Annotated in this window: 20 protein-coding genes; 7 read left to right on the top strand and 13 right to left on the bottom strand. The window is 46.4% G+C overall.

The annotated features are described in order from the left end of the window. Window positions 1-166: 166 nt before the first annotated feature. The 3 genes from L5L98_RS09410 to pepA form a co-directional block, all read right to left on the bottom strand. The gene (locus tag L5L98_RS09410) at window positions 167-3,055 is read right to left on the bottom strand and encodes a valine--tRNA ligase (protein WP_263140267.1); all 2,889 of its coding nucleotides are present in this window, start codon (window positions 3,053-3,055) and stop codon (window positions 167-169) included. 20 nt (window positions 3,056-3,075) lie between these two features. After that, window positions 3,076-3,579, bottom strand: a complete 504-nt coding sequence (locus L5L98_RS09415) for a DNA polymerase III subunit chi (RefSeq protein WP_263140268.1) — start codon at window positions 3,577-3,579, stop codon at window positions 3,076-3,078. A gap of 343 nt (window positions 3,580-3,922) precedes the next feature. Continuing rightward, window positions 3,923-5,431: a leucyl aminopeptidase gene (gene pepA / locus L5L98_RS09420; protein ID WP_006082597.1), complete on the bottom strand. Its 1,509-nt coding sequence runs from the start codon at window positions 5,429-5,431 to the stop codon at window positions 3,923-3,925. 243 nt (window positions 5,432-5,674) lie between these two features. Here pepA and lptF point away from each other — a divergent pair, with 243 nt between their 5' ends. Beyond that, window positions 5,675-6,787 carry an LPS export ABC transporter permease LptF gene (gene lptF / locus L5L98_RS09425; protein WP_113939369.1) on the top strand — a complete coding sequence of 371 codons (1,113 nt, stop codon included), beginning with the start codon at window positions 5,675-5,677 and terminating at the stop codon, window positions 6,785-6,787. Further along, window positions 6,784-7,842 (top strand): LPS export ABC transporter permease LptG, encoded by a 1,059-nt coding sequence (gene lptG, locus L5L98_RS09430; RefSeq protein ID WP_105251819.1) that lies wholly within the window; start codon window positions 6,784-6,786, stop codon window positions 7,840-7,842. The genes lptF and lptG overlap by 4 nt, the downstream gene beginning before the upstream one ends. Before the next feature lie 119 nt (window positions 7,843-7,961). Here the strand turns inward: lptG and L5L98_RS09435 are convergent, their stop codons facing one another. From L5L98_RS09435 to L5L98_RS09460, 6 genes are all read right to left on the bottom strand, one after another. Beyond that, a complete protein-coding gene (locus L5L98_RS09435) occupies window positions 7,962-8,471 on the bottom strand; it encodes an RDD family protein (RefSeq protein ID WP_263140270.1) in 510 nt (169 codons plus the stop codon). Between the two features lie 54 nt (window positions 8,472-8,525). Then, window positions 8,526-8,783, bottom strand: coding sequence for a DUF2960 domain-containing protein (locus tag L5L98_RS09440; protein ID WP_259527021.1), 258 nt, complete (start codon window positions 8,781-8,783; stop codon window positions 8,526-8,528). 29 nt (window positions 8,784-8,812) lie between these two features. After that, a complete protein-coding gene (locus L5L98_RS09445) occupies window positions 8,813-9,163 on the bottom strand; it encodes a DMT family protein (RefSeq protein WP_006082592.1) in 351 nt (116 codons plus the stop codon). Next, window positions 9,160-9,657, bottom strand: a complete 498-nt coding sequence (locus L5L98_RS09450; protein ID WP_006085767.1) for a GNAT family N-acetyltransferase — start codon at window positions 9,655-9,657, stop codon at window positions 9,160-9,162. Before L5L98_RS09450 ends, L5L98_RS09445 begins: the two co-directional genes overlap by 4 nt. A 506-nt stretch (window positions 9,658-10,163) precedes the next feature. Next, on the bottom strand, window positions 10,164-11,669 hold the full coding sequence (locus tag L5L98_RS09455; protein ID WP_226059014.1) for a carboxypeptidase M32: 1,506 nt from the start codon (window positions 11,667-11,669) through the stop codon (window positions 10,164-10,166). Next, window positions 11,656-11,823, bottom strand: a complete 168-nt coding sequence (locus tag L5L98_RS09460; protein ID WP_263140275.1) for a hypothetical protein — start codon at window positions 11,821-11,823, stop codon at window positions 11,656-11,658. Before L5L98_RS09460 ends, L5L98_RS09455 begins: the two co-directional genes overlap by 14 nt. 284 nt (window positions 11,824-12,107) lie before the next feature. Here L5L98_RS09460 and L5L98_RS09465 point away from each other — a divergent pair, with 284 nt between their 5' ends. Together L5L98_RS09465 and L5L98_RS09470 are read left to right on the top strand one after the other, a co-directional pair. Then, the gene (locus L5L98_RS09465) at window positions 12,108-12,743 is read left to right on the top strand and encodes a YqiJ family protein (protein WP_028761348.1); all 636 of its coding nucleotides are present in this window, start codon (window positions 12,108-12,110) and stop codon (window positions 12,741-12,743) included. 36 nt (window positions 12,744-12,779) lie between these two features. Beyond that, window positions 12,780-14,558 carry a flotillin family protein gene (locus L5L98_RS09470; protein ID WP_263140276.1) on the top strand — a complete coding sequence of 593 codons (1,779 nt, stop codon included), beginning with the start codon at window positions 12,780-12,782 and terminating at the stop codon, window positions 14,556-14,558. A gap of 158 nt (window positions 14,559-14,716) precedes the next feature. Here L5L98_RS09470 and L5L98_RS09475 read toward each other — a convergent pair whose 3' ends face one another. Then, entirely contained in the window at window positions 14,717-17,086 is a 2,370-nt protein-coding gene (locus tag L5L98_RS09475; protein ID WP_263140278.1) for an OmcA/MtrC family decaheme c-type cytochrome, read from the bottom strand. A gap of 355 nt (window positions 17,087-17,441) precedes the next feature. On the opposite strand from L5L98_RS09475, the gene L5L98_RS09480 reads away from it, so the two are divergent. Genes L5L98_RS09480 through L5L98_RS09490 form a run of 3 tightly spaced genes read left to right on the top strand, consistent with a single transcriptional unit; the run spans window position 17,442 to window position 20,766 of the window. Continuing rightward, window positions 17,442-18,086 (top strand): 4Fe-4S dicluster domain-containing protein, encoded by a 645-nt coding sequence (locus tag L5L98_RS09480; RefSeq protein ID WP_105251824.1) that lies wholly within the window; start codon window positions 17,442-17,444, stop codon window positions 18,084-18,086. 16 nt (window positions 18,087-18,102) lie between these two features. Then, window positions 18,103-20,226 (top strand): aldehyde ferredoxin oxidoreductase, encoded by a 2,124-nt coding sequence (locus L5L98_RS09485; RefSeq protein ID WP_105251825.1) that lies wholly within the window; start codon window positions 18,103-18,105, stop codon window positions 20,224-20,226. An 18-nt stretch (window positions 20,227-20,244) separates the two neighbouring features. Continuing rightward, window positions 20,245-20,766, top strand: a complete 522-nt coding sequence (locus L5L98_RS09490; RefSeq protein WP_028761343.1) for a hypothetical protein — start codon at window positions 20,245-20,247, stop codon at window positions 20,764-20,766. An 80-nt stretch (window positions 20,767-20,846) separates the two neighbouring features. Here the strand turns inward: L5L98_RS09490 and L5L98_RS09495 are convergent, their stop codons facing one another. The 3 genes from L5L98_RS09495 to L5L98_RS09505 form a co-directional block, all read right to left on the bottom strand. Then, the gene (locus L5L98_RS09495; protein WP_263140282.1) at window positions 20,847-21,599 is read right to left on the bottom strand and encodes a substrate-binding periplasmic protein; all 753 of its coding nucleotides are present in this window, start codon (window positions 21,597-21,599) and stop codon (window positions 20,847-20,849) included. Window positions 21,600-21,744: 145 nt separating this feature from the next. After that, window positions 21,745-22,380: a DUF2913 family protein gene (locus L5L98_RS09500; RefSeq protein WP_263140283.1), complete on the bottom strand. Its 636-nt coding sequence runs from the start codon at window positions 22,378-22,380 to the stop codon at window positions 21,745-21,747. A gap of 99 nt (window positions 22,381-22,479) precedes the next feature. Beyond that, window positions 22,480-23,127 (bottom strand): peroxiredoxin-like family protein, encoded by a 648-nt coding sequence (locus L5L98_RS09505; protein WP_263140285.1) that lies wholly within the window; start codon window positions 23,125-23,127, stop codon window positions 22,480-22,482. Window positions 23,128-23,188: the final 61 nt, after the last annotated feature.

Genomic DNA, 23,188 nt, shown 5'->3' on the forward strand with positions numbered 1-23,188 from the left:
TTTAGAATTGACTCGGGTTCAATGCGGCATCTGGCCCAAGAGCGTAGATTAAGGCTCATAATTGCTCATAGATTGCAGTGATATAGATACAAGAAGGGCAGCCAAGTGGCTGCCCTTCATTCAGTTAGAACTAATCATAACAAGTGAATCAGAGTAAATGAGAAGCTTAAGCTTCTAACTTAGCAAACTCAGATTTTTGTTCATTGAGTTTGTCCATATCTCGCTTGAGATCGGCCATCTTGGCGCGCTCTTTGTCGATAACCTCGGCAGGGGCTTTTGCCACGAAGCCTTGGTTCGACAATTTGCCTTCGATGCGAGCGATCTCTTGGCCGAGCTTTTCAAGCTGTTTGTCGATACGGGCCATTTCGGCGGCGACATCAATTAAGCCTGCCATAGGGATCAGTAGCTCCATTTCGCCAATCAAACCTGTGGTCGACATAGGCGCAGTTTCGCCATCGGCTAAAATGGTCATGCTTTCTAAGCGGGCAAGCGTAGTGAAGAAGGTTTGGTTTGCTTCTACACGGGCTTTATCCTGCGCGCTAACACCACGAAGTAGGGCATTTAGCGGTTTAGATGGGGCAATGTTCAGTTCGGCACGAATGTTACGCACCGCGACGATTACTTGCTTAACCCATTCTAAATCGGCCATTGCTGCGCTATCGACTTTAGCGGCATCAAATGTTGGGAACGGTGCCAGCATAATGGTATCACCAGCGACACCGGCTAACGGTTTAACGCGCTGCCAAATGGTTTCAGTGATATACGGCATCATAGGGTGCATCAGGCGTTGCATCGCTTCGAGCACTGTCACTAAGGTGTGACGGGTGCCGCGCATTTGCGTTTCACTGCCGTTTTGCAATACCGGTTTGGTTAACTCTAAGTACCAGTCACAGAACTGGTTCCAAGTGAACTCATACAGGGTATTGGCCGCTAAGTCGAAACGGTAGGCTGTCATGTGATCGTCAAAGGTCTTAACGGTTTGATTGAACAAGCCAATAATCCAGCGATCGGCCAACGACAATTCCATCTCGCCGCCATTCTCTAAACCACAGTACTCTGGAGAACCAGGGCCGCAATCTTGATCTTCTGTGTTCATCAGCACGTAGCGTGAGGCGTTCCATAACTTGTTACAGAAGCTACGGTAACCGTCTAAGCGCTTCATGTCCCAGTTGATGTCACGACCCGTTGATGCCATTGCCGCAAGCGTAAAGCGCAGTGCATCTGTGCCGTGGGCTTCGATACCGTCGGCAAACTCTTTGCGAGTGCTCTTTTCAATCTTGGCGGCCAGTTGTGGCTGCATCATGTTGCCGGTACGTTTTTCAACTAAATCTTCAAGTCCGATACCGTCGATCATGTCTAATGGATCGAGTACGTTGCCCTTAGATTTTGACATCTTGTTACCCGCTTCATCGCGGATAAGACCGGTTACGTACACGGTTTTGAACGGAACTTGTGGTTTACCGTCTTCATCTTTGATGAAGTGCATGGTCATCATGATCATACGGGCAACCCAGAAGAAGATGATGTCAAAACCTGTCACCAACACGTCGGTTGGGTGGAAGGTTTTTAAATCTTCTAAATTGTCAGGCCAACCTAAGGTCGAGAAAGTCCACAGGGCTGAGCTGAACCAAGTGTCCAGTACGTCTTCGTCTTGGCGTAATGTCATCGAGTCGGCGATATTGTGCTTAGCACGTACATCGGCTTCGTTGCGGCCGACATAGACTTTGCCATTTTCGTCGTACCATGCAGGGATGCGGTGACCCCACCACAATTGACGTGAAATACACCAGTCTTGAATGTCACGCATCCACGAGAAGTACATGTTCTCATATTGCTGTGGTACAAATTTAATGCTGCCATTTTCAACGGCTTCGATAGCGGTTTTCGCCATTGGCGCAACAGCTACATACCATTGGTCGGTCAGCATAGGCTCGATAACCACACCAGAGCGATCGCCGTAAGGCACTTTCAAGGCATGAGGCGCGATTTTTTCGAGCAACCCTAACGTGTCAAATTCGGCGACGATAGCATCACGGGCTTTAAAACGGTCAAGTCCGGCAAAGCGTTCAGGCAGTCTGCCATCGAGCGTTTTGTTAAAGGTACCGTCAGAGTTCACCACTTCGGCGCTCACGCGAATAGCGGCATCTAAGGTCAGCACGTTGAACATGGGCAGGTTGTGACGTTTACCGACTTCATAGTCGTTAAAGTCATGGGCTGGGGTGATCTTCACGCAGCCAGTACCAAAGGCCATGTCGACGTAATCGTCGGCCACGATAGGAATGCGGCGGTTAACAATCGGCAACAGAATAAACTTACCGACTAGCGCTTGATAGCGTTCATCATCGGGATGCACTGCAACCGCACTGTCGCCGAGCATGGTTTCTGGACGCGTGGTAGCGACTTCTAAATAGTCTTTACCATCGGCAGTCAGTTCACCGTCGGCCAGTGGATAACGCAGATGCCACATGTGGCCCTGTTTTTCTTTGCTTTCCACTTCTAAATCAGAGATAGCCGTGTGCAGCTTTGGATCCCAGTTGACCAAACGCTTACCGCGATAAATCAACTCGTCTTCGTACAGACGTACAAACACTTCTTGTACGGCCTTAGATAAGCCTTCGTCCATAGTGAAACGCTCGCGGTCCCAATCAACAGAAGCGCCCATACGACGTAGCTGCTTAGTGATAGTGCCGCCCGATTGCGCTTTCCATTCCCACACTTTATCCATAAAGGCATCGCGACCTAGGTCATGGCGATTTTTGCCTTCTTCGGCTTCAAGCTTACGCTCAACCAACATTTGGGTGGCGATACCCGCATGGTCAGTACCGACTTGCCATAGGGTATTTTTGCCTTTCATCCGTTGGTAACGGGTCAAAGTATCCATAATGGTGTCTTGGAAGGCGTGGCCCATGTGCAAGCTGCCCGTCACGTTTGGTGGCGGGATCATGATGCAATAATTGCCTTGGGATTCATCACCGTGTGGCTTGAAGTAACCTTGCTCTTCCCAGTTTTGGTAAAGCGTTTGCTCGATGGACTGCGGATCGTATGTTTTTTCCATGGGAACGTGTCTGTCTCAAACTAATTAAGTGGATGTGTTGCTAAGTCTTGGGTCTGTAAATTGACCCCTAAGCCGCGATACTGTCGATAACGTTCGCGAGCGACCGCTTTATGCTGATCGTCATTGGCAACAAAATCGATAATGTGGCCAAAGTTTACCGCAAATGGGGGCGCTTGGTCTGCAAGATTAATCAGAACTTGGCGACTTTTGTTGGCGCCGAGGCGATCAAAACCGATTTCAACCGGCGATCCCGTCATCGGGCCTTCACCTTTGAGGTTATGGGGTACAAAGGCACTTGGCTCAAACTGCCATAAAAGTTCATCAATTGCATGGGCTTGCTGTTTATCTTGGCAATGGATATAGACCCATTGTTGCTTCACAAAAGCCTGCTGCGCCAGTTGGCATGCCAGAAGATGCATCTCGCAAAGTGCAGGGTTCGCATTCGCGGTTGCAACAGGTGAATCAGCCTTGGTTTTGGCAGGCGATGCCACTGGCGGCATAAGATAAAACAGCACTTGAGTCATGATTTCAATGCCTTGCTTCACTTGTTTTAGTGGCGAACGAGAGCAGCAGTTTACACTAAAAGTCAGTATGGGTTAATGCTTAGGGCAAACCTTACGGTGAGGTTTTATCTATCACTGTCTGGCGGGACTTAATGGGATGCTTTCAAACCGTTGGAGATGAAGAGGGTAGAACTATAACTCTTTGAAAAATGATTCTAAAACCATTAGTTGTTCAGTTTTTTTATTTTCTTAATTTATTCAGGAAATCGATTTTCTGATTAAATTAAGAAAATAAAAAAGGCGAAGATTTTCATCTTCGCCTTTCATTTATCGAGCCTTTAACACACTAAGGCCGGATAGTTGGTTATTCGCCGAGTTCGACGCCAGCACGATTGATCAGGAACTGAGTCAATAGTGGCACTGGACGGCCCGTAGAACCTTTGTTAGCACCGCTATTCCAAGCTGTGCCTGCAACGTCTAAGTGAGCCCAGTTGTACTTTTTAGCAAAGCGCGAAAGGAAACATGCTGCAGTGATAGCTCCAGCAGGACGGCCACCTAAGTTGGTCATGTCAGCAAATGGGCTGTCGAGCATATCTTGATACTCATCCCACAATGGCATGCGCCATGCGCGGTCACCACTTTGCTCACCGGCACTTAATAGCTCGTGTGCCAGAGGGTTATGCGATGAGAACAGACCCGATGCGTGTTTACCAAGGGCAATCACACACGCGCCAGTCAGGGTTGCAGTATCGATAACTAATTCAGGATCGAAACGCTCAACATAGGTTAATACGTCACATAGGACTAGACGGCCTTCCGCATCGGTATTTAACACTTCAACGGTTTGACCTGACATAGTGGTCAGAATGTCACCTGGACGGTAAGCATTACCCGATGGCATGTTTTCACAGCCAGCCAGAATACCCACAACGTTGATAGGTAACTTCATATCACAGATGGCTTTCATGGTGCCGATAACACCTGCTGCGCCGCCCATGTCGTACTTCATTTCGTCCATGGCTTCGCCAGGCTTCAATGAAATACCACCCGAGTCGAAGGTTAACCCTTTACCGACTAATACGATGGGTTTTTCTGTGCTATCGACAGCGCCCTTGTATTCCATCACAGTCATGATGGATTCATTGGCACTGGCGCGACCGACTGCAAGGTATGAGTTCATGCCCAGTTTGGCCATTTGCTCTTCACCGATAGTGGTGACATGCAGAGTGTCGTGTATTTCAGCCATTTGGCGAGCTTGAGAAGCTAAATAGGCTGGATTACAGATGTTCGGTGGCATGTTTGCTACATCGCGACATAAATGCATGCCAGCAGATACTGCCATACCATGCTCGATGGCGCGCTCACCTAAGGTTAATTCACGGCGAGTCGGGACATTGAATACTAATTTACGCAGTGGACGGCGAGTTTCACCTTTGCGGGTCTTCAGGGCATCAAAGCTATAAAGACTGCTATTAGTGGTTTCAACCGCTTGACGTACTTTCCAATACGTATCGCGTCCTTTCACGTGCAGTTCAGTTAAGAAGCAAACGGCTTCCATTGAACCCGTTTCGTTAAGGGTGTTGATTGTCTTAGTGATGATTTGTTTGTATTGGCGTTCGTCTAATTCTCGTTCTTTGCCACAACCTACTAATAATACACGTTCACTCAATACGTTAGGAACATGGTGCAGCAATAACATCTGGCCAGGTTTACCTTCCAGATCGCCGCGACGCAGTAGGTTACTGATATAACCTTCGCTAATTTTATCTAATTGCTCCGCGATACCCGACAGACGACGGGGTTCATAAACACCGACCACGATACAGGCTGAGCGTTGTTTTTCGGGGCTACCGCTCTTTACGCTAAACTCCATGAGCACTCCTAGATTCTTAAAGACAAATTTTTATATTTATTGGATAATGTCTGCTTGTCCCGAAAAGGGCCTAAGTTATTACTCCAAAGGTGATTTATTCTCGGCGCTTGAGTCACGCATTTCGTGACGTTAAGTTTACCAAGAACCCCTGAAGCTGGTCAGAAAACTATCAAAAGTAAACAGTTTACATGAAAGTTAGTCTGTTACCAGCAAAAAGATAAGTTTAGAGACCGGATCCTGCCTGTGATTGTATTTAAATACCTTATTCGAGAAGTTTTAAAGGCACAAATTGCGGTACTTTTAGTGCTGTTAACTATTTTTATTAGCCAGCATTTCGTGCGTATACTGGCCGATGCCTCCGACGGCGATTTTCCCGCCTCTTTAATCATGACTCTGATTGGGCTTAACTTGCCTTATCTGGTGATCTTAGTGCTGCCGCTAAGTTTGTTCTTGGGTATTTTACTGGCCCACGGCCGTATGTATTCCGAAAATGAAATGGTCATTCTCCACGGTGTTGGGGTTAGTGAGTGGTATGTCACCCGCGTGACGCTGATCCTCGCCGTGATCAATATGCTGTTCACTGGCTATTTATCCCTTTATGTTGCTCCTTGGGCAGAAGAACAGCAAAACCAAGTGCTCGAAAAAGCCCAGTCCGAAGCGGGTCTTGCCGCCTTAATCCAAGGGCGTTTTCAGGCGAGTCCCAATGGTCGCGCGGTATTATTTGTTGAGCGTATTGGCAAAGATAACGAGTTAGATAAAGTGTTTGTAGCCCAACTACCTGATCCTGATGATGAAACTGGCGTGACCAATGTCGTGGTGGCTAAAGGTGGACGAGTACAGGAAGATAGTTCAGGTGCTCAACAATTGAACTTGAATGACGGCGTGCGTTATCAAGGCAGCCCGAAGGCAAAGGACTACCAAATGATCGAATTTGGTGGTTATAAAATGCAAATTAAAGAGCAGCAAGTTGATGAGCGTCGCCGTAAGTTATCTGCACTGCCCGTTGATGAACTCGTTAAAATTGAAGGTGCTGAAGCTGCGGCTGAATTCCACTGGCGTCTTGCTATCCCGCTCGCGATTCCAATTATGACCCTGATTGCTGTGCCGTTAGCGCGGGTGAATGTGCGCCAAGGTAAGTTTGCTAAGATGTTCCCAGCAGTACTTTTGTACCTTGGCTATTTTGGACTGATGGTCGCGGGACGTAAGGCATTGCAAGATGGGATTATTCCACTGTATTTAGGTATGTGGTGGATCCATGTTTCTGCGCTCCTGATGGGGTTATTTTTGCTTGGCAAAGATAGGCCTATTTTCAGTCGTATATCGTCCTTGTTTGCCAATAAGAAGGTGGCAGCATGAAGATATTAGACCTTTATATCGCCAGAATATTGTTAAGCACTTCAGCGCTTTGTTTGCTGGTGTTGACTGGTTTGTCGGGCATCATCAAATGGGTTGATCAGCTGCGTTTAGTTGGCCGTGGCACCTACAGCATGATGGATGCTGGCATCTATGTTTTATTTTTAGTGCCACGGGATATTGAAATGTTTTTCCCTATGGCCGTCTTGCTTGGCGCTTTGATTGGTATGGGAATGTTGGCATCGAATTCCGAACTTGTGGTGATGCAAGCTTCTGGCATGTCACGTTTGCAGATCACTATGTCAGCGATGAAAACTGCTGTGCCTTTGATGTTATTGGTGATGGTTTTAGGGGAGTGGGGCGCACCGATTGCTGAGCAAAAAGCCAATGAGTTGCAAGCTGTTAAACTCTCTGGTGGGAGTTTAATTAAGTCCCATCGTGGAATTTGGGCAAAGGATGGTGATTTGTTCGTTAATATTGGTGAAGTTGAAAACATCAATAAACTCAGTAATATCACTCTTTATAAATTCAATAGCGAACTTAAGCTCACCAATGTAGTTCACGCAGACCGAGCGGTATTTTCCCAAGATCGCTGGCGTTTATTTGACGTTAAACGTACTGATTTAAGCTATGAAAAAGTCGTGCTTGAGTATCTTGAAGAAGACCAATGGCAATCAAGTTTAACGCCAGATAAGCTCAGCGTAGTGTCGATTAAACCCGAGGCGTTATCTATACGTGGTCTGGTCGGTTATCTTGATTACCTTAAAACTAACAGTCAAGATCCCAGCCGTTATGAGCTTGCTTTATGGCGCAAGGTGATGCAGCCCGTGACGGTAGCAGTGATGATGTTAGTGGCACTGTCGTTTGTATTTGGTCCGCTGCGGACTGTGACTATGGGTGCGCGCGTATTACTTGGGGTCGTAGCAGGTTTTAGCTTTTATATCAGTAATGAGATTTTTGGTCCCATGAGTATAGTGTATGAGCTACCTGCTTATGTGGGGGCTGTTGCGCCAAGCTTGTTGTTTACTGGCGTTGCCTTCTACTTTATCCGGCGATGATACGCAGCTTATTACTCCTTACTCCGGATTTCGTCAATTAAGAATAGTCCATAAAAATAGCCATAAAAAACGACGCTTTTGCGTCGTTTTTTGTATTTCGGATTTACTTAAGAATAAACTTATGCCCCATGCCAGTTACGCATTTGGTTGGCTTCTTTAGACAGCACGACCACTTCTGAGCGAGTCATCATATCCTGCAGTGCGCGCTTATCATCATTGATTAAAATCCATAAATTGCCAATGCCGAGCAGTGACCAAATGATGCGAGCGTAGGCAGTGATTAGACTTAAGTTTTGGCCATTAGGATGTTGAATTTTAAGCCGCCAAGCGCGCATCCCTAAGGTTTGACCGCCCTTACTCCAGAATAATGCGTAGAAAGTGCCGACACACAAGACGAGCCAGAGTTGATAAATACCATGGTAAATCGGCGTGCCATTGAGCGCGTCAGAGACATGCTCAAAGCCATTCATGCCAGCCAATCCTGAAGCTGTGAGGCCGTAGAAAATCCCAAAGCCCATTGCGCCCGCAACCATATAGACGGCAACGGCTAACAGCGAATCGTAAACGGCAGCACCTAAGCGGCGAAAGAATCCTGCACGGGGAAAGTTAGCATGTTCGGTATTGAGCATCACAGTGTCCTGTTTTTAAAGTGCTTAAAGCGAATACAAAAATGAATAACCTGCCTAGGCTTCGGGTTCTTCGTCTCTAACAAAGTGGATATTGCTAAAGCCAAAGCGGGCAAATTCTACTTTTCTGAATTCTTTTTCAGCCTTAGCACCCTTGCGCGACGTCATGGCGACTTGTTGCTCCATGGCCAAAAAATTGGTCAGATCGATGCCTTCGGCTTCGGCCACGGCTTCATATAAATCATGGTGTTTATCGTAGCTAAAGGCGATGGTTTTAGTCTTACCTTTGAAGGTATAAGTGACTTGACGGGCCATGGGTGAGCTCTCCTGAAATAAGTCTGAAATTAATTAAATTCACTTCTAAAAATAAAATACACAGCACCTAATATGCACAATCCTGCCCACAAATAATCGAGCTTCAATGGCTCTTTCATATAGAAATAGGCAAAGGGGACGAACAGACTTAAGGTGATGACTTCTTGTAAAATTTTTAACTGGCCGACATTCATAACCGTGTAACCTATACGGTTAGCGGGCACTTGCAGCAAGTATTCAAATAGGGCGATGCCCCAACTCACTAAGGCGGCGATAATCCAAGGCTTTGAGCCTAAGGTTTTCAAATGCCCATACCAAGCAAAGGTCATAAAGATATTGCTCAAGCAGAGTAAACCAATAGTGGTCAGGGTTGGATTCATCTTTCATCTCTATGATTAAATTTATAAATCATATACATGGCATCGTCGGTATAGCTGCCAAGGCACTTGTCTATGGTCTGAGGCTTAAAGCCCATTTTTAGCCAATAACTGTCGGCGCCTTGAACGGCAACGAGGGACAAGGAATTGAGATTATATCGATCTGCCAGCAGTGTTAAGCGGGTTAGTGCTTTAGCACCGGCGCCTAAACCTTGGGCTTTGGCTGAAAGCGCAATATCGTGCAGATATAAAGTATCAGCCTTAGGTAAATGGGTAATGGGCTGATAGAGCGCTGGCGGCATATTGGTGGTCCAAGGGTGAGCCAAGCAATAACCGACAACTGAGCCATTTACTTCGAACACAAAACAGGACTGTGGCGATACCTGCCATTTACTTTGCAGCACGTGCAATGGCTCAGGGTCCAGTTGTGAGTAACACTCATCTTGGATTGCTAAAATGGCATCCCAATCCTGTGGGGTGATTGCTCGCAGTAACATGGCCGACAATTATCCTGTTTCAAAAGTCCTGTTGAAGGAACTCCGTTGAAAGAGTCCTGATTCAAATAAGCTCGGCATTATAACCTCAAGCGGCTTCAAAATGCAGGCTCCAACGGCAATATAAAGCGCTTTAAAACCCGTATAAACTGAGCTTTCAGCGCTTGTATACCCAAATAACCTGAAGATGCAGGATTCAGCGGGAGTTTAACGCACTTTAGGCAAGGCCATTTATTGCTCCTGCATAAATGGCATTCACGCCATCCATGGCGATTGCGGTTATTTGCAGACCTAGCGGGCTAAGTTAAAAATAACCAACGCAGCATAAAGTGCGTTACCCCGTGGTTAACATCAGCCGCCGGGACGGAGCACCTAGGGCACTTCACTTCCGTGTTGCATCAATTCAAAAGGTGGCCGACATTCTGTCATTGATGCGCCTTGAATTGATGCACCCTAGGCGCTCTGAAACTCGACTCTTCAGGTAGCTTGGGTATAAGCGTTCGCAGCGGTTAAATGCCCAGATATCGTTGGCGCAGGTGACGCTCAAGATATTGACCATTCAAGGTTTCGCCCGTTGCTTGGCGGATCAGTTCATCGGTCGTGAGCAAGGATCCCTTAGACCAAATGTGCTCGCGCAGCCACTGGAATACCGAGTCCAACTTGCCTGCATCGATTAGGGCTTCAATCGGCCCTAAGGCTTTTTCCATCGCAAAACGACATTGGGCGGCATACATGGCGCCTAAGGTGTAACTTGGGAAATACCCTAGCTCACCGACAGCCCAATGGATGTCCTGCATGCAACCGTCGCGGTAATTGCCATCAGTATTGATCCCCAGTAATTGTTGCATCTGCGTCGACCAAAAATCAGGTAAATCATCGACGGTTAAGCTGCCATCGACAAAGGCTTTTTCCGCCTCAAACCGCAGTAAAATGTGGCAGGGATAAGTGACTTCATCGGCGTCGACGCGAATAAGTCCGGGATTTACGCGAGTGTAATGCTGGGCTAATTCTTGGGCGCTGAAATGACAGTTAAGATGCTGCGCGATTTTAGGCTGCAACTGACGTAGAAATGCCGGATTTGCCCCAAGCTGCATTTCGCAAAATAGACTTTGGCTTTCGTGGACGCCCATAGAACGTGCAAGCCCAGCGGGTTGACCGCGCCACGCTTGAGGTAAACCTTGCTCGTATCTGGCATGGCCTGTTTCATGAACTATGCCCATGATTGCGCTACTGAAATCGGCCTCATTGTAGCGGGTCGTTATCCGCACATCGCTTGGCACGCCGCCACAAAATGGATGGCTACTCATATCCAGCCTGCCGTGATTAAAGTCAAACCCTAAAAACGCCATGACGTCACGGCCAAGGGCTTGCTGCGCGCTGATATCGAAGGGGCCATTGAGCACAAGCTTAGGCTCGTTTGCCTGCTTAGCCAGCACTTCTTGGATGAGTGTCGGTAGCCAATCTTTCAGACCGCCAAAGGTTTGTTCCAGCTTTGCCGTGGTCATTCCCGGTTCAAATTTATTGAGCAGGGCGTCATAGGGCGTGATATTTTGCGCTTCGCCGCGGATCTGCGCTTCTTCCTTGGCAAGGTCGATGACCGCTTTTAGATTGGGCTTAAAGCCCAGCCAATCATTATTTTTACGTTGCTCGCGCCACGCATTCTCACATTGATAGGCCATCTTGGTTTTGGCTTGTACTAGGTCGCCGGGCACTAAGTTGGCCTGTTGATACTGGTACAGTATTTCCCGCAGATTGGCTTCTTGCTCTGTTGAGAGTGATTCATCCGCCGCGCCGTGTAAGTGCTCGGCTAAGGCGGCTGAGGTTTTGAGACCGTGGATATGCAGCGCCAGTTCTGCCATTGCATCGCCGCGATCTTGACCACCGCCCATTGGCATCATGGCCGCTTGGTCCCAGTCACCCAAAGCGCTGAAATGTTCAAAGTGAGAAATTTTCTGGAAATGTGCCGTCAGTTTGTCGTAACTTGGCGTTGGTACTTTAGTCTTAGGTGTGCCCATGGGATTTCCCTTCTGGCGCATAAAACCTGCGCGAATAAATAACAATAACAGGATGATAATACAATGACGTCAACAGTATACTCAAACAACCTAAAGATGCAGGACTCAGTGGGCTGACCTTAACGCTATAGTAACGCACTTGAGGCAAGGCCATTTATTGCTCCTGAATAAATGGCATCCACGCTATGTATGTCGATTGCGGCTATTTGCAGCGCTAGCGCGCTAAGTTAAAAAGAGAGTTGCAGTGTTAAAGTGGTTTTCGATAGGGTACTCGTAGCGAAGATGGCCACGCGATTTTGGCGCAGCAGAGTGATAGTCAAAATCTATTTTAGGGACAATTTTTAGTTTGGAAATTGTGCTTGCCTTGCTATTCTGTTGTGGTTAAGTCGATAATTACAGTGAAATAAATGGAATGCTGTATTGTTCAAGGAGATGACTATGTGGGCGTTTTTAGTTGAACAGCCTAATTTACCTTACACCATAGCTTTTGCCTGCGTACTGGCCCTTGGTGTGTTTGAAGTCTTCGCATTATTCATAGGTTTAAGCATGTTAAGTGCGTTAGACCAATGGGTGCCTGCTGATGTGGAATATGATGCTGATGTGGGCGCGGGTGGACTCACGGGCATTGCCGGTTGGCTGTGTCTAAATAGACTCCCATTACTTATTTGGTTTGTGCTTGCGCTGACCAGTTTTGCGATTGCGGGTTATATCGTCAATTTTATCAGTGTTAGTCTTGCCGGTTTTTTACTGCCGCAACTGTTCACTTTACCCATTGCTATTGTCGCTAGTGCATTTTCTTGCCGTTATTTTGGCCGAGTACTTGCTGATCATTTGCCTAAAAATGAATCGAGTGCGATCTCGCTAGATGATCTTAGCGGCTATGTCGGCACTATCACCTTAGGTTGCGCAATTAAAGGCATGCCCTCTGAAGCTGTCGTTCGCGATAAACATCAACAAAAACATTACGTTTTAGTCGAGCCCGAAACTTCGGATATCGAGTTTGCCTCAGGCACTCAAGTCGTGCTGCTTAAGCGAGAAGGCCGCGTCTGGTCTGCTACGCGTTTTGATAATTAATCTTCCCAAGCCATAAATCAATTGAAAGGAAATCAAATGGATGTGTTAACAAACGTAGGTTCATCCGGTAGTTTTATTTTGCTCGTTGCGGGTATGGTGCTACTCGGCCTGATTGTGATCGGGTTAATTTTCGCCAAGTTATATAAACGTGCAACTAAAGAAATGGCCTTTGTGCGTACCGGCTTTGGTGGTGAGAAAATCATTAAAGATGGCGGCGCTATTGTGTTGCCTGTATTACATGAAACCATCTCGGTAAACATGAACACTCTGCGTATCGAAGTGGAGAAAACCCAGAAAGATGCGCTGATCACTAAGGACAGAATGCGTGTCGATGTGAAGGCCGATTTCTACTTGCGTGTAGCCCCACATTCCGATGGTATTTCAATGGCAGCGCAAACCTTAGGCACGCGTACAAACCGCGTTGAAGAGCTTAAAAAGCTGATGGAGTCTAAGTTTGTCGACGTGCTGCGTGCCGTGGCCGCCGAAATGACCATGACAGAAATGCATGAGCAGCGTGCCGATTTTGTGCAACGGGTGCAAAATAACGTCGCCAACGATCTGGAGAAAAACGGTCTCGAACTCGAATCGGTTTCATTAACGGGTTTCGATCAAACTGATTTGCAGTTTTTTAATGAAAACAACGCATTTGACGCCGAAGGTCGTGCGCGTCTGGCGAAGATTATCGAAGAGAAACGCAAAGAAACCAACGATATTCAGCAGGAAAACCGCATTAAGATCGAGCAGCGTAACCTCGAAGCTGAAAAGGAATCCCTAGAGATTGAAAAGTCGGAAGAAGAAGCGCGCTTGATCCAGCAACAGTCACTCGAATTTAAACGCGCCGATCAAAAAGCAGAGATTATTAAGCAGAAAGAAAACAAGGCCCGTGAAGAACGCGAAGCCGAGATTGCTAAAGAGCGCGCCATTGAAACCGCTGAAATCGAAAAGACCAAAGATATCGAAACCCGTGAGATTGAAAAGTATAAGTCGATTGAGCAATCGCGCATTCAACAGCAAAGGGATATCGAAGTTTCTGAGCAGGAAAAACGCATTGCGGTTGCGGCCAAATCTGAAGAAGAATCAGCAGCTCGTGCCCGTGCAGCTGAAGCCGAAAAACTGAAAGTTGAAAAAGAAGAAGCGGTAATCACAGCGCGCCAAGTGGCAGAAGCTAATCGTCGCAAAGAGATTGAAGTGATTGATGCTCGTAAGGAAGCTGAGCGTGATGCAGTCGGCGTAACAGTGCAGGCCGAAGCTGAGAAACGTGCAGCTGAAGACAGATCGAGTGCGATTCTGATTGAAGCGCGCGCCAGTGCCGATGCGAAAAAACTGCAGGCCGAAGCGGATGAAAAAGTGTATGCCGTTGAAGCTGCGGGTAAACAAGCGCTTTACGAAGCTGAAAACGTCTTGAGTGATGAGCAGATTGCCCTGCAAAAATCCCTCGCCATTTTGAAGGCCTTGCCTGAAATCGTGGCTCAAGCGGTTAAGCCGTTAGAAAATATCGAAGGTATTAAGATTCTTCAAGGTTATAGTGCAGGTCATCAATTTGCTGCGGGTGGCGAAGGTGCTCACCATCAAGGTGGTATCGCAGAGCAAGTGACCAGTGCAGCGTTAAACTATCGCGCCAATGCGCCTGTTATCGATGCCATGCTCAGGGAGTTAGGGTTAGTGAATGGCGACTCTGGAACTTTGAATGATTTATTGAACGGCAATAACACCTTAACCGCCGAAGCCTTAAGTGGTGTGACCTTGTCGAACTCTAGACCTAAGGACTATAGCCAAACGCAGGTAGTAGAGAGCCAAAGTGTGCTCAAGCCTTAATCTCAACGACATTAAACTAAGTCAAATCAAGTAAAGCGCTCGCCGTTGCTCTTTTGAGCCTTGTGCGGACAAAAGATTGATAAATAGGACGAATGAAATAAAACCGCTCACCATTATGGTGAGCGGTTTTTTTTTTGCATTAAATCAAATCTAACGGCTTATTTGTGTACCTTGTCGACCCCCGATGAGCGACCTTCGGCATGACAGGTTGCGCATGACTCCTGTCCTGATTGGTAAATTCGACCACCGCTGGCATCGCTTTGGTAAACTCCGCCAAAGCTGCGTGCATGGACGACTAAACTATCGATAAGCGTGTGACATGCCGTGCAGGTTGCTAAGGTTGGTGAGTACTCGGCAATTTGCCCTATGTTGGCTGCATCGGGTGTCGCAACTAACAGGGATTGCTGTGCACTTAGCCCCTCGAGACTGAGCTGTCCTGCGCTATGGCAAACACTACAGTTATTTTTTGCATTAGGGTAAGTGAGTTCGGGACGTGGGTTATCAAAACCCACTACAGTGCGGGTTCCCGCATGCAGTGAATGCACCATTTCCCTGTAGCTCAAAGTATTGTTGATGGTGCGATAGGGCTTGATTTGGCTGGCCCCAGGAGTATGCATCACATTGGCATTGAGATACATAATCGCATCATTACTGTGGCAACTTTGACATTGCCCATCGGTCAGTGCGGTTGCTGTTTGCGGTGCATGACAGGTGCCACAGCTGCTATTGGGTTCAAAAATTCCTTTCATTTGATGCGCCGACAGAACTCTATCTTCTAATCCTTGATCATGACATTGGCGACAGGCCTGTTCATCGACCTTAGCTTTTGCTGTAACAGCTTGACCTTGCAGGCTTAGCGAATTAATGGCACTGAGACTCACCTCTTGATTTGCGATATTACAGTTAACGGCAAAGCCGGTATTTTTATCGGCACAGAGCACCAGTTTACTGTAGAGTTTTGACTGACTCAGATCGCCAAAATCGGCAGCCGACAGGTTAGATATAGTGACTGTTAGCTGATTGGGCGCGGTAATTTTTAAGGCGACGTCGCTCGTGTTTGCTAATAAATCCCACACTTTACGCTGGCCGTTATTGATTGGCATGTTCGCGCTATTTGTTTCACCTGTGGCAATCAACCAGAAGGATTTTATCATAGGTTGACTGGCGGGCAGTTGCTCCATTTGCTGCACTTGCAATGTCACTGCAAGGGTCTTAGCTTCAACGCTTAGCTGCGAACTCAGTAACTTAACTTGGTAATCGCTCACCAGCTTAGTGGCTGTTTTAACGGCGGCATTGTGGAAAAGCCCGACACCTTCAGGATTAGTGCTATCAGGGTGGCAGCCGCTACAACCCAGTGCCCATGGGTTGGCAAAAATTTCCCTGTTGTGGAATAAACCCGCTACAGTGCCATTCCAATCTGCGGGAATTTGCGCTTTGTGACAGTCAAGGCAAGCGGTTTTACTGGGGATATTATTACTGCCACTTTGCGCCGTTGCGCCGGGAATATGGCATTGCTGACATTGGGTCATATCACCGGGAAAGGTCACATTGGCGTAGTCATATAGCTGTCCCTTGTAACCGATAATTTGATATTTGGCTTGGTGGATCTGGTGTGTCAATGTCGCCATATCAAGGCTATTACCCGTTTCAGGATCGCCAGAGTAAGTCGTGTGACAGACAACGCAGCCCTCAAAGGCAAAACGTTTATTGCCGTGCATCAAAAGGCGAGTATCGGTATTGGCTAAGTCTGGGTTATGGCATCGAAAACAGGCTTGTTCCGGCGCGATCACTTTACGGCCCATATCCGCCGCGACGGTCTGTCCTGTGGCGGGCACAAAATCGTACACGCTGTTGATCAACTGAGTGTCGATTGGGCTGTTTGCTAACGGTTTTAACTCTAGGTAAATCCTGTGGGTGAGCTCAGGCGAGTACTGGGTATCTATCCCCGTAAATTGGGAGTAACCCGTGAGTGGTTTACTTAAAGTGTAACGGTATTGGCCCGCGCCTAAGGAGGTTAGACAAGCCGTTTTACAGCTGCTTTCAATGCCTGCTTGCCACTGAGTTTGTGCATTCGCTTGGGCATTTGTGGCGGGTTCTATTTGATTATTGATGTAACTGGTCCATTGCAACGCAGCATCTGTCGCGCTTGCTGCAGAGTTAGTGACTTCAGCGCCAGTTGTTGCCATAGCATTAGCCGCGGTTTGGGTGATTTGATAGTGCTCCTGCGGCGGTGCTAATTTGGCAATACCGACAGCTAAGGTATCTAGCTCCTTCAGGTTTTCTAGTCCTGTGACCGCAATACCATTGGCATTGCTGAGGAAGAAATCGACCTGAACATGAGTTTGTGCATCGATAACCACATTTTCTATTGTCGCTTTGAGTGTATCCGCTTGTTCAATGCTGATACTCACAATCCCTGGTGGTCCTTCTTTCCCATCGTCACCATCGGAACAGGCTGTCATCAGACAGACTGCGACTGCCATTGGCGTAAAGATTTTCCATTGAGAACGGGTATTCGTTTTCATCATTTTCCATTCCTTTTTAATTAGATTCTGTCGGGACTCTAATCGGAATGTATGCGGTATAGATATTAGCTTAGTTATGAGTCGAGTTGCACTTAATTAACCAAGTTTAAAAGTTATTTGTTAATTATATTAAGGTAATTTGAAGTGAGGCATTATTTAAATTTGCTAGATGTTTAATTGTTAATTCTTGAAAGCGTTACTCTGATGCATGTCGTGTAACTTGATCTAATAATGCCCCAATATGGGTAATTGTGACGCAGGTTAAAAATCAAAGACATAATTACTTTAGCATAAATTGTCGGGAATCAAAGTGTATGCATATTTTAATTATATTGCTTTGACTAATAAAGGATCAAATATGATTACCAGAAGAGGAATGCTTAAAGGCGGTATGGGCGTTGCTGTCGGTACAGTTTATAGCGGAACATTAATAAGTTTTCTGACCGGTTGTGGCAGTGACAGTAATAGCCAAGAGATAGTAGAAGTCATGCCTGGTGGACTCATGGTGGTGAACCCTACGGTTTGTGTTAGCTGCAGACGCTGTGAAATTGCCTGTGGTTGGAACCATGAAGGGGATAGCAGTCCGACACTTGCCCGCGTCAAAGTAGAAAGAAATATGAACTATGGCCCACATGGTGTGCAATTTGACTATGAAATACAACGAGGAGAATGCGGCGATAAAACCGTTGTTCCTTCCACTTGTCGCCACTGCGAAGTTTGCACTGAAGTTTGTCCACAGCAAGCTATTTCAACGAACGAACAAACTGGCGCCAAAGTGATTGATGAAGAACGTTGTGTCGGATGTGGTTATTGTGCAGATAAGTGTCCTCAGCAAGTCATTAAAGTTGTTCGCAGTAAAATGAAAGCCGTCAAATGTGATTTATGTAACGGTAAACCTGCCTGCGCGCAAGTTTGTCCTACAGGTGCAATTAAATTTTATAACTGGGAAGAGGCTGAAGCTGCATTAGAACAATATGAAAAATATACCGGCTTAGTTTCTTAAATTCAGGAGAAATAATATGAGTGATAAAATAGGTGGTTGGGCGGGTAAAGTCCTCAGAGTTAATTTAACAACTAATCATATATGGTATGAGCCAATCAATAAATATTATGACTACATCGGTGGTATGGGGATTGGTTATAAAATATTGTGGGATGATCATAAGGATAATATTACAGCAATCGACCCAGATAATATTATTGTCTTTTCTGCCGGACCATTAACGGGTTCAGGCGTTATTTGTACTGGACGAACAACCATTACTTCCCGTAGTCCCGTCATTGAAAAACATCTGATTGCCGATGGTCACTTTGGTGGGCATTTTTCACCCGCAATGAAATTTGCGGGTTTCGATGCGATTGCAATAGAAGGCAAAGCGAGCAGTCCTGTGTGGCTTAAAATTGTGGATGATAAGGTCACGATTGAACCTGCTGACGCCCTATGGGGTAAAGGTATATTTGATACCCACGCCATGATTGCGCAAATGATGGGACCTAATGCACAAGTCGCTGCGATTGGCCAAGCGGGTGAAAACCAAGTGCCTCTTTCTGTCATTATGACTCAGGGCGGGCACTCAGCAGGTGGTCATGGCTCGGTAATGGGGTCAAAAAATTGTAAAGGGATCGGCATTATCGGCACTGGCGCCGTTAAAATCGCCGCCAATAATGAAAAGATGCGTGCCTTAGATGACCATATTTTAGGTATTATCGGTGCCAACAATAATGGTGTCGTTCCTTCAACGCCGCAATCTTGGGCTGAGTACTCAGCACCCATCAGCCGCTGGAAATCTCGGCCCGGTTTGAAGTGGGGCGCTGCCGATCAAGAAATCGATTTAGGCGAAGTGCCATGGAATGAACGCAATCGTATTGGGTTTCGAACTTCGATGGCAGAAAGTTACATAGGTGTGGAATACGCCAATAAGTGGATGAAGCGTACGGGAGGCTGTCATTCATGCCCAATACGTTGCTTCTGCGAGCTAAAAGTCCCTGAATTGAAAAGCAAATACGGTCGTAAAACCGAACATATATCTAACGTCTGTATGGGATTCCTCGTACCACAGTATTTAATGGGCACCAAAAATGGTACAGAAGCACATGCGATGGCGGGCGCTTTAGGGGCTCATATTCTCGATGACTATGGTATTTGGTGTAACTATGGCTCCATTTCTCATCTATTTAAATTCCTAAAAACAAAGGATATGTTTAAGCATTTATTACCTGAAGATGAATTTAACAGTATTCCTTGGGCGCTTTGGGATAACCAAGATCCCGCTTTCTTACTTGATTTTTATCGCCGAGTGGCGTTTAAAGAAGGTGAAATCTCCCATATGGCCGACGGCTTATATGATTTGATCAAGCGTTGGGGGTTAGATGGAACCAATCCCAAGTTAGGTAATTGGGATATTCATAAAGAAAGTGCCACTAAGGTATTCAACAAGAAAACCAATGCTGCCGTGCACCATGCTAGTGAAACCGCGGGTCAGGTGGGTACGTTAATCAACGTCGTCTTTAACCGTGATGCTCAGTGCCATTCCCACATCAACATAGTTAACAGTGGTTTGCCACACGATATGACAGTGGCGATTGCCGAGAAAAAATGGGGTGAAGGTGCATTCGATAAGGTGAATTGGTATACCCCAATCAATGCGGCTAAGATCCGTTTTGCAAAATGGTCGCTGGTGAAAAACGTATTACATGACTCTCTGACACTGTGTAATTGGATGTTCCCACTGCTGGCATCACCGGATAAAAATCGCAACTATGAAGGCGATAGCACCATTGAATCGCAGATGTTCAGTTTAGTGACTGGGATTGAAACTACAGAAACGGAATTGGACTTTAAGGCAGAAAGAGTGCTGCATTTACACCGTGCCTTAACCGTATTGCAAATGAATGAAAGCAATATGCGCGAAGAGCATGATGTCCTCAGTGACTGGGTTTATGATTTGAATCCAGATAAAAACTTCGGTCAAGAGGGCACCATCAAGATGGACCGCGCTGACATGCAAACGGCGCTGGATATGTTCTATGAAGCCTTTGGTTGGGATATTCAAACCGGTGCGCCAACTCGGGCCACGCTCGACAAGTTTAGCCTAGGTTTTGTTGCCGATAGATTGGCGGCGCGAGGCCTGTTACCCAGTTGAACACTATAGTTGGACACTATGATTGAACTTGTCGGTTATATCAGGGTATTTAGCCAACACGGACGCTTAGTCACGGCGGAGCAAATCGCCGCCGTGGCAGGGCTCGAGTGGGATAGTGAGCAAACGGTTAACAGTTATATTCGCCTGATCCTCAATGAGGCTTACAAGGATGTGCAGATGCGTTTGTCGGATAAGCGGTATTTCTTCTATTCCGACAGAAGCATAGTTGAACGTTACGCTGAGCAATGGTTAGCATTGGAGCGGGGTGAAGCGTTTGAGGCGATTATTGCCCAGATCCGTCGCAATAGTTGCCGCCATACTGAGGTCTATCTGGAGAGTGTACTGACGTTTGCCCCCTATCTTTATGATGAGCCTACATTAGCCAATGTGCGTGAGCAATTGCCGCAACAGCTTGGGGCCGAGGATATCCATTATGCAGTGGACAATCAGGGGAAAGGTTATTACTACTCTACTCTGGGATTGAGTCACAGCTATGCGGCCGTCCTCGCTAATTATGATCCTTGTGAATGGTCAAACTGAGATTCTGCGACCTTATTGATATTGATTAAGCGCCTTCGGGCGCTTTTTTATCGCAAATATTTCATATAGCTAGCGTAAGATTAGCTTGCCAGCGTTTGAGTGTACTTTTTGATGATTTCGTCAATTTTACCATTGGCCTTCAGTGTCGCTATGGCTTGATTGATGGCAGGAAGCAAATCGGCATGTTCCTTACGTAACCTAAACACTAAGTCCCCATCGGAATGCACCGCCGCAAGGGCGACAGGGATCCGCAACTGAGTCGACCAATACAAGGCTGGATAATTACCGGAAATAATCGCATCGACTCTGTGTTTATCTAAGGCTTTGACTAACTCTTGCTCAGAGGTAAAGTCGGCACGGATAAAGTCCTTATCGTCGTGGTATAAATAACCGCGCACTGTCCCGATTTCTTGCCCTTTTATCTGGCTGATATCCTTATATTTACTGACATTCTCTGGCAATGTGACCACATATTCAGTGATTTGCATTATGGGGGCCGATTTGACAAACAGCGGCCCTAAATCCTGCTTTTCAAACCAACTAGGGCTGACGATATCAAAGTCGAGTTGACCGGTTTCTAGCGCATTATTGGTGCGCTTTGGCGGCAGGGCGAGGATTTCACCTTTGATTTCAGCCATAGATAAAATCATCGGAATAAGCTCAGTGATCATCCCCGGCGCCTCGGCTTGATCACCGATAAAATACGGATACCAAGAATAGGAGCCAGTGATATTGTATTTGAGCTGTTCCGCAAAGGCATGCTGTTGAGTCAAGCAAAGGGTGAACAAGGCAAATCGAACTAAGTGTTTATACTGCAAACATCGCTTAACCATATTGCTTTTATCCTTGTTATCTCTGCTTTAGCCAAGACCTATCCGATGGTCATTCTATCTAAACTGTGTGAATGAATTGTTTATTGGATCACAATCAGTCACATCCGTCATATTCAAGCTATTTTCTGCTTTTCGCTATTACACCTTAAGCCAATAGCTGACACAAAGCTGGCTGCTGATTATTAGGGAAAATTTGATAGGTTTTATGGTGCTTAATCAAACTGGTTTTCTTGTTGCCTTGGCTCAGTAATAACCCATGGGACAGGGCGATACGCGTTAGTGTCTGTTCATCGGCGCGGACATATAAGTTGATTGGTTTGACCAATTGATTGTCTTTAATATGTTGGTTAAATTCTTTTGCATCAATGACTAAGCTAGATTGACCATCAGCATCGAGTTTGGGCTTGGCGCTGATTTCAGTGTCAGTAAAGACCAACCATTCGGCTTGCTTTAAAGTTTCTATCATAGCATTTAATGCCGTACCCAACGCTTGCTCTGATGTCTCAACTGATTGATATTGATACACTATCTTTTCTAGTAAACGCTTGAGTTCGGCGCCCGCACCTTGGCTGCGAGCCAAACGTATCCAAGCCGTGAGATCGTCGGCTACCAGTTTAGAAAAGCGTTTTTCCTTTAAGGACTCGACCATCCAATTACACAAAAAATGACTTTCCTGCGCGGAGGTGCGCTGGGCTTTCTTGGTCTGTGCTGAAGCGGTTAAATCGGCAAGACCCGCAAGGGCGAGTTCGAGCACAGCTTGGTTATAGGTTTGAGAATTCATTATGACTCCGCCGCGGGCTGAAGTGATGTTATCTATTTGAACTTGGACGATATTGATTGCGGCGGAGCTAGTTTAGCAAAGCGGTCGTTAAACCGATATTTATTCTTGCGATCCCACCAAACTCGCGGCGGTTAAAATCAGCTTTGGCGCGGGCCTCACTTTGTAGTTAGGGTTGATATATTGAAAATGAATCAATCCTTTGTCGTCGCTGATATAAATGGCGGGTACAGGTAAGACTAAACGTTTGGCACCTTCAGGGGTGATCCATAAAGGATTCTCGAGCTTAAGGCGTGCGGTATAGGTTTCAGTCACTTTTTCGCTAGTGTAAAAAGCTAAACCAAAGGCTTGGGATGCCAGCATTTTTTCATCGGAAAGCAGCAGATATTTAAGCTCATTTTTTGCCGCCGAAGCCTTAAGTTGAGCTGGCGTATCGGGTGAAATTCCCACTAACTGAAAGCCCATTTTTAATAACTCAGGCTCAATCGCTTTTAGTTGCCCCATTTGATTGTTACAAAATGGGCACCAGCCACCACGGTAAAAGAAGAAAATGGTTGGTTTTTTCTGGGTTAATTCTGCTAAATCAACGCTTTGGCCATTCATATCTTGTAAGGTAATTGCGGGAATTTGTTCGCCATTGAGCAGTGGGCTAACCGAATATTCATCCTTAGCGATAGGTTGAGCTAGCGTGGTAAAACTGCCAAGCAGTAGGCTGGTGGTCAATAAAAAGCGCTGTAGTAGGGACGGCATAAGTAATCTCTCTTAGTTATGGGTTATTCTATCAATTCAAGCGATTGGCTCTGGTTTGTAC

Origin of the sequence: Shewanella sp. SM23 (genome assembly GCF_025654295.1) — a bacterium.
In the GTDB taxonomy this organism is placed as follows: Bacteria; Pseudomonadota; Gammaproteobacteria; order Enterobacterales; family Shewanellaceae; genus Shewanella; species Shewanella oncorhynchi.

Bases quoted from the DNA above. Each gene is read 5' to 3' on its own strand.
- L5L98_RS09415 (WP_263140268.1), bottom strand. From the start codon at position 3,579: ATGACTCAAGTGCTGTTTTATCTTATGCCGCCAGTGGCATCGCCTGCC.
- L5L98_RS09480 (WP_105251824.1), top strand. From the start codon at position 17,442: ATGATTACCAGAAGAGGAATGCTTAAAGGCGGTATGGGCGTTGCTGTC.
- pepA (WP_006082597.1), bottom strand. From the start codon at position 5,431: ATGGAGTTTAGCGTAAAGAGCGGTAGCCCCGAAAAACAACGCTCAGCC.
- L5L98_RS09460 (WP_263140275.1), bottom strand. From the start codon at position 11,823: ATGGCCTTGCCTCAAGTGCGTTACTATAGCGTTAAGGTCAGCCCACTG.
- L5L98_RS09440 (WP_259527021.1), bottom strand. From the start codon at position 8,783: ATGGCCCGTCAAGTCACTTATACCTTCAAAGGTAAGACTAAAACCATC.
- L5L98_RS09495 (WP_263140282.1), bottom strand. From the start codon at position 21,599: ATGGTTAAGCGATGTTTGCAGTATAAACACTTAGTTCGATTTGCCTTG.
- L5L98_RS09455 (WP_226059014.1), bottom strand. From the start codon at position 11,669: ATGGGCACACCTAAGACTAAAGTACCAACGCCAAGTTACGACAAACTG.
- L5L98_RS09445 (WP_006082592.1), bottom strand. From the start codon at position 9,163: ATGAATCCAACCCTGACCACTATTGGTTTACTCTGCTTGAGCAATATC.
- L5L98_RS09485 (WP_105251825.1), top strand. From the start codon at position 18,103: ATGAGTGATAAAATAGGTGGTTGGGCGGGTAAAGTCCTCAGAGTTAAT.
- L5L98_RS09490 (WP_028761343.1), top strand. From the start codon at position 20,245: ATGATTGAACTTGTCGGTTATATCAGGGTATTTAGCCAACACGGACGC.
- L5L98_RS09475 (WP_263140278.1), bottom strand. From the start codon at position 17,086: ATGATGAAAACGAATACCCGTTCTCAATGGAAAATCTTTACGCCAATG.
- L5L98_RS09410 (WP_263140267.1), bottom strand. From the start codon at position 3,055: ATGGAAAAAACATACGATCCGCAGTCCATCGAGCAAACGCTTTACCAA.
- L5L98_RS09465 (WP_028761348.1), top strand. From the start codon at position 12,108: ATGTGGGCGTTTTTAGTTGAACAGCCTAATTTACCTTACACCATAGCT.
- L5L98_RS09500 (WP_263140283.1), bottom strand. From the start codon at position 22,380: ATGAATTCTCAAACCTATAACCAAGCTGTGCTCGAACTCGCCCTTGCG.
- L5L98_RS09450 (WP_006085767.1), bottom strand. From the start codon at position 9,657: ATGTTACTGCGAGCAATCACCCCACAGGATTGGGATGCCATTTTAGCA.
- L5L98_RS09470 (WP_263140276.1), top strand. From the start codon at position 12,780: ATGGATGTGTTAACAAACGTAGGTTCATCCGGTAGTTTTATTTTGCTC.
- L5L98_RS09435 (WP_263140270.1), bottom strand. From the start codon at position 8,471: ATGCTCAATACCGAACATGCTAACTTTCCCCGTGCAGGATTCTTTCGC.
- lptG (WP_105251819.1), top strand. From the start codon at position 6,784: ATGAAGATATTAGACCTTTATATCGCCAGAATATTGTTAAGCACTTCA.
- L5L98_RS09505 (WP_263140285.1), bottom strand. From the start codon at position 23,127: ATGCCGTCCCTACTACAGCGCTTTTTATTGACCACCAGCCTACTGCTT.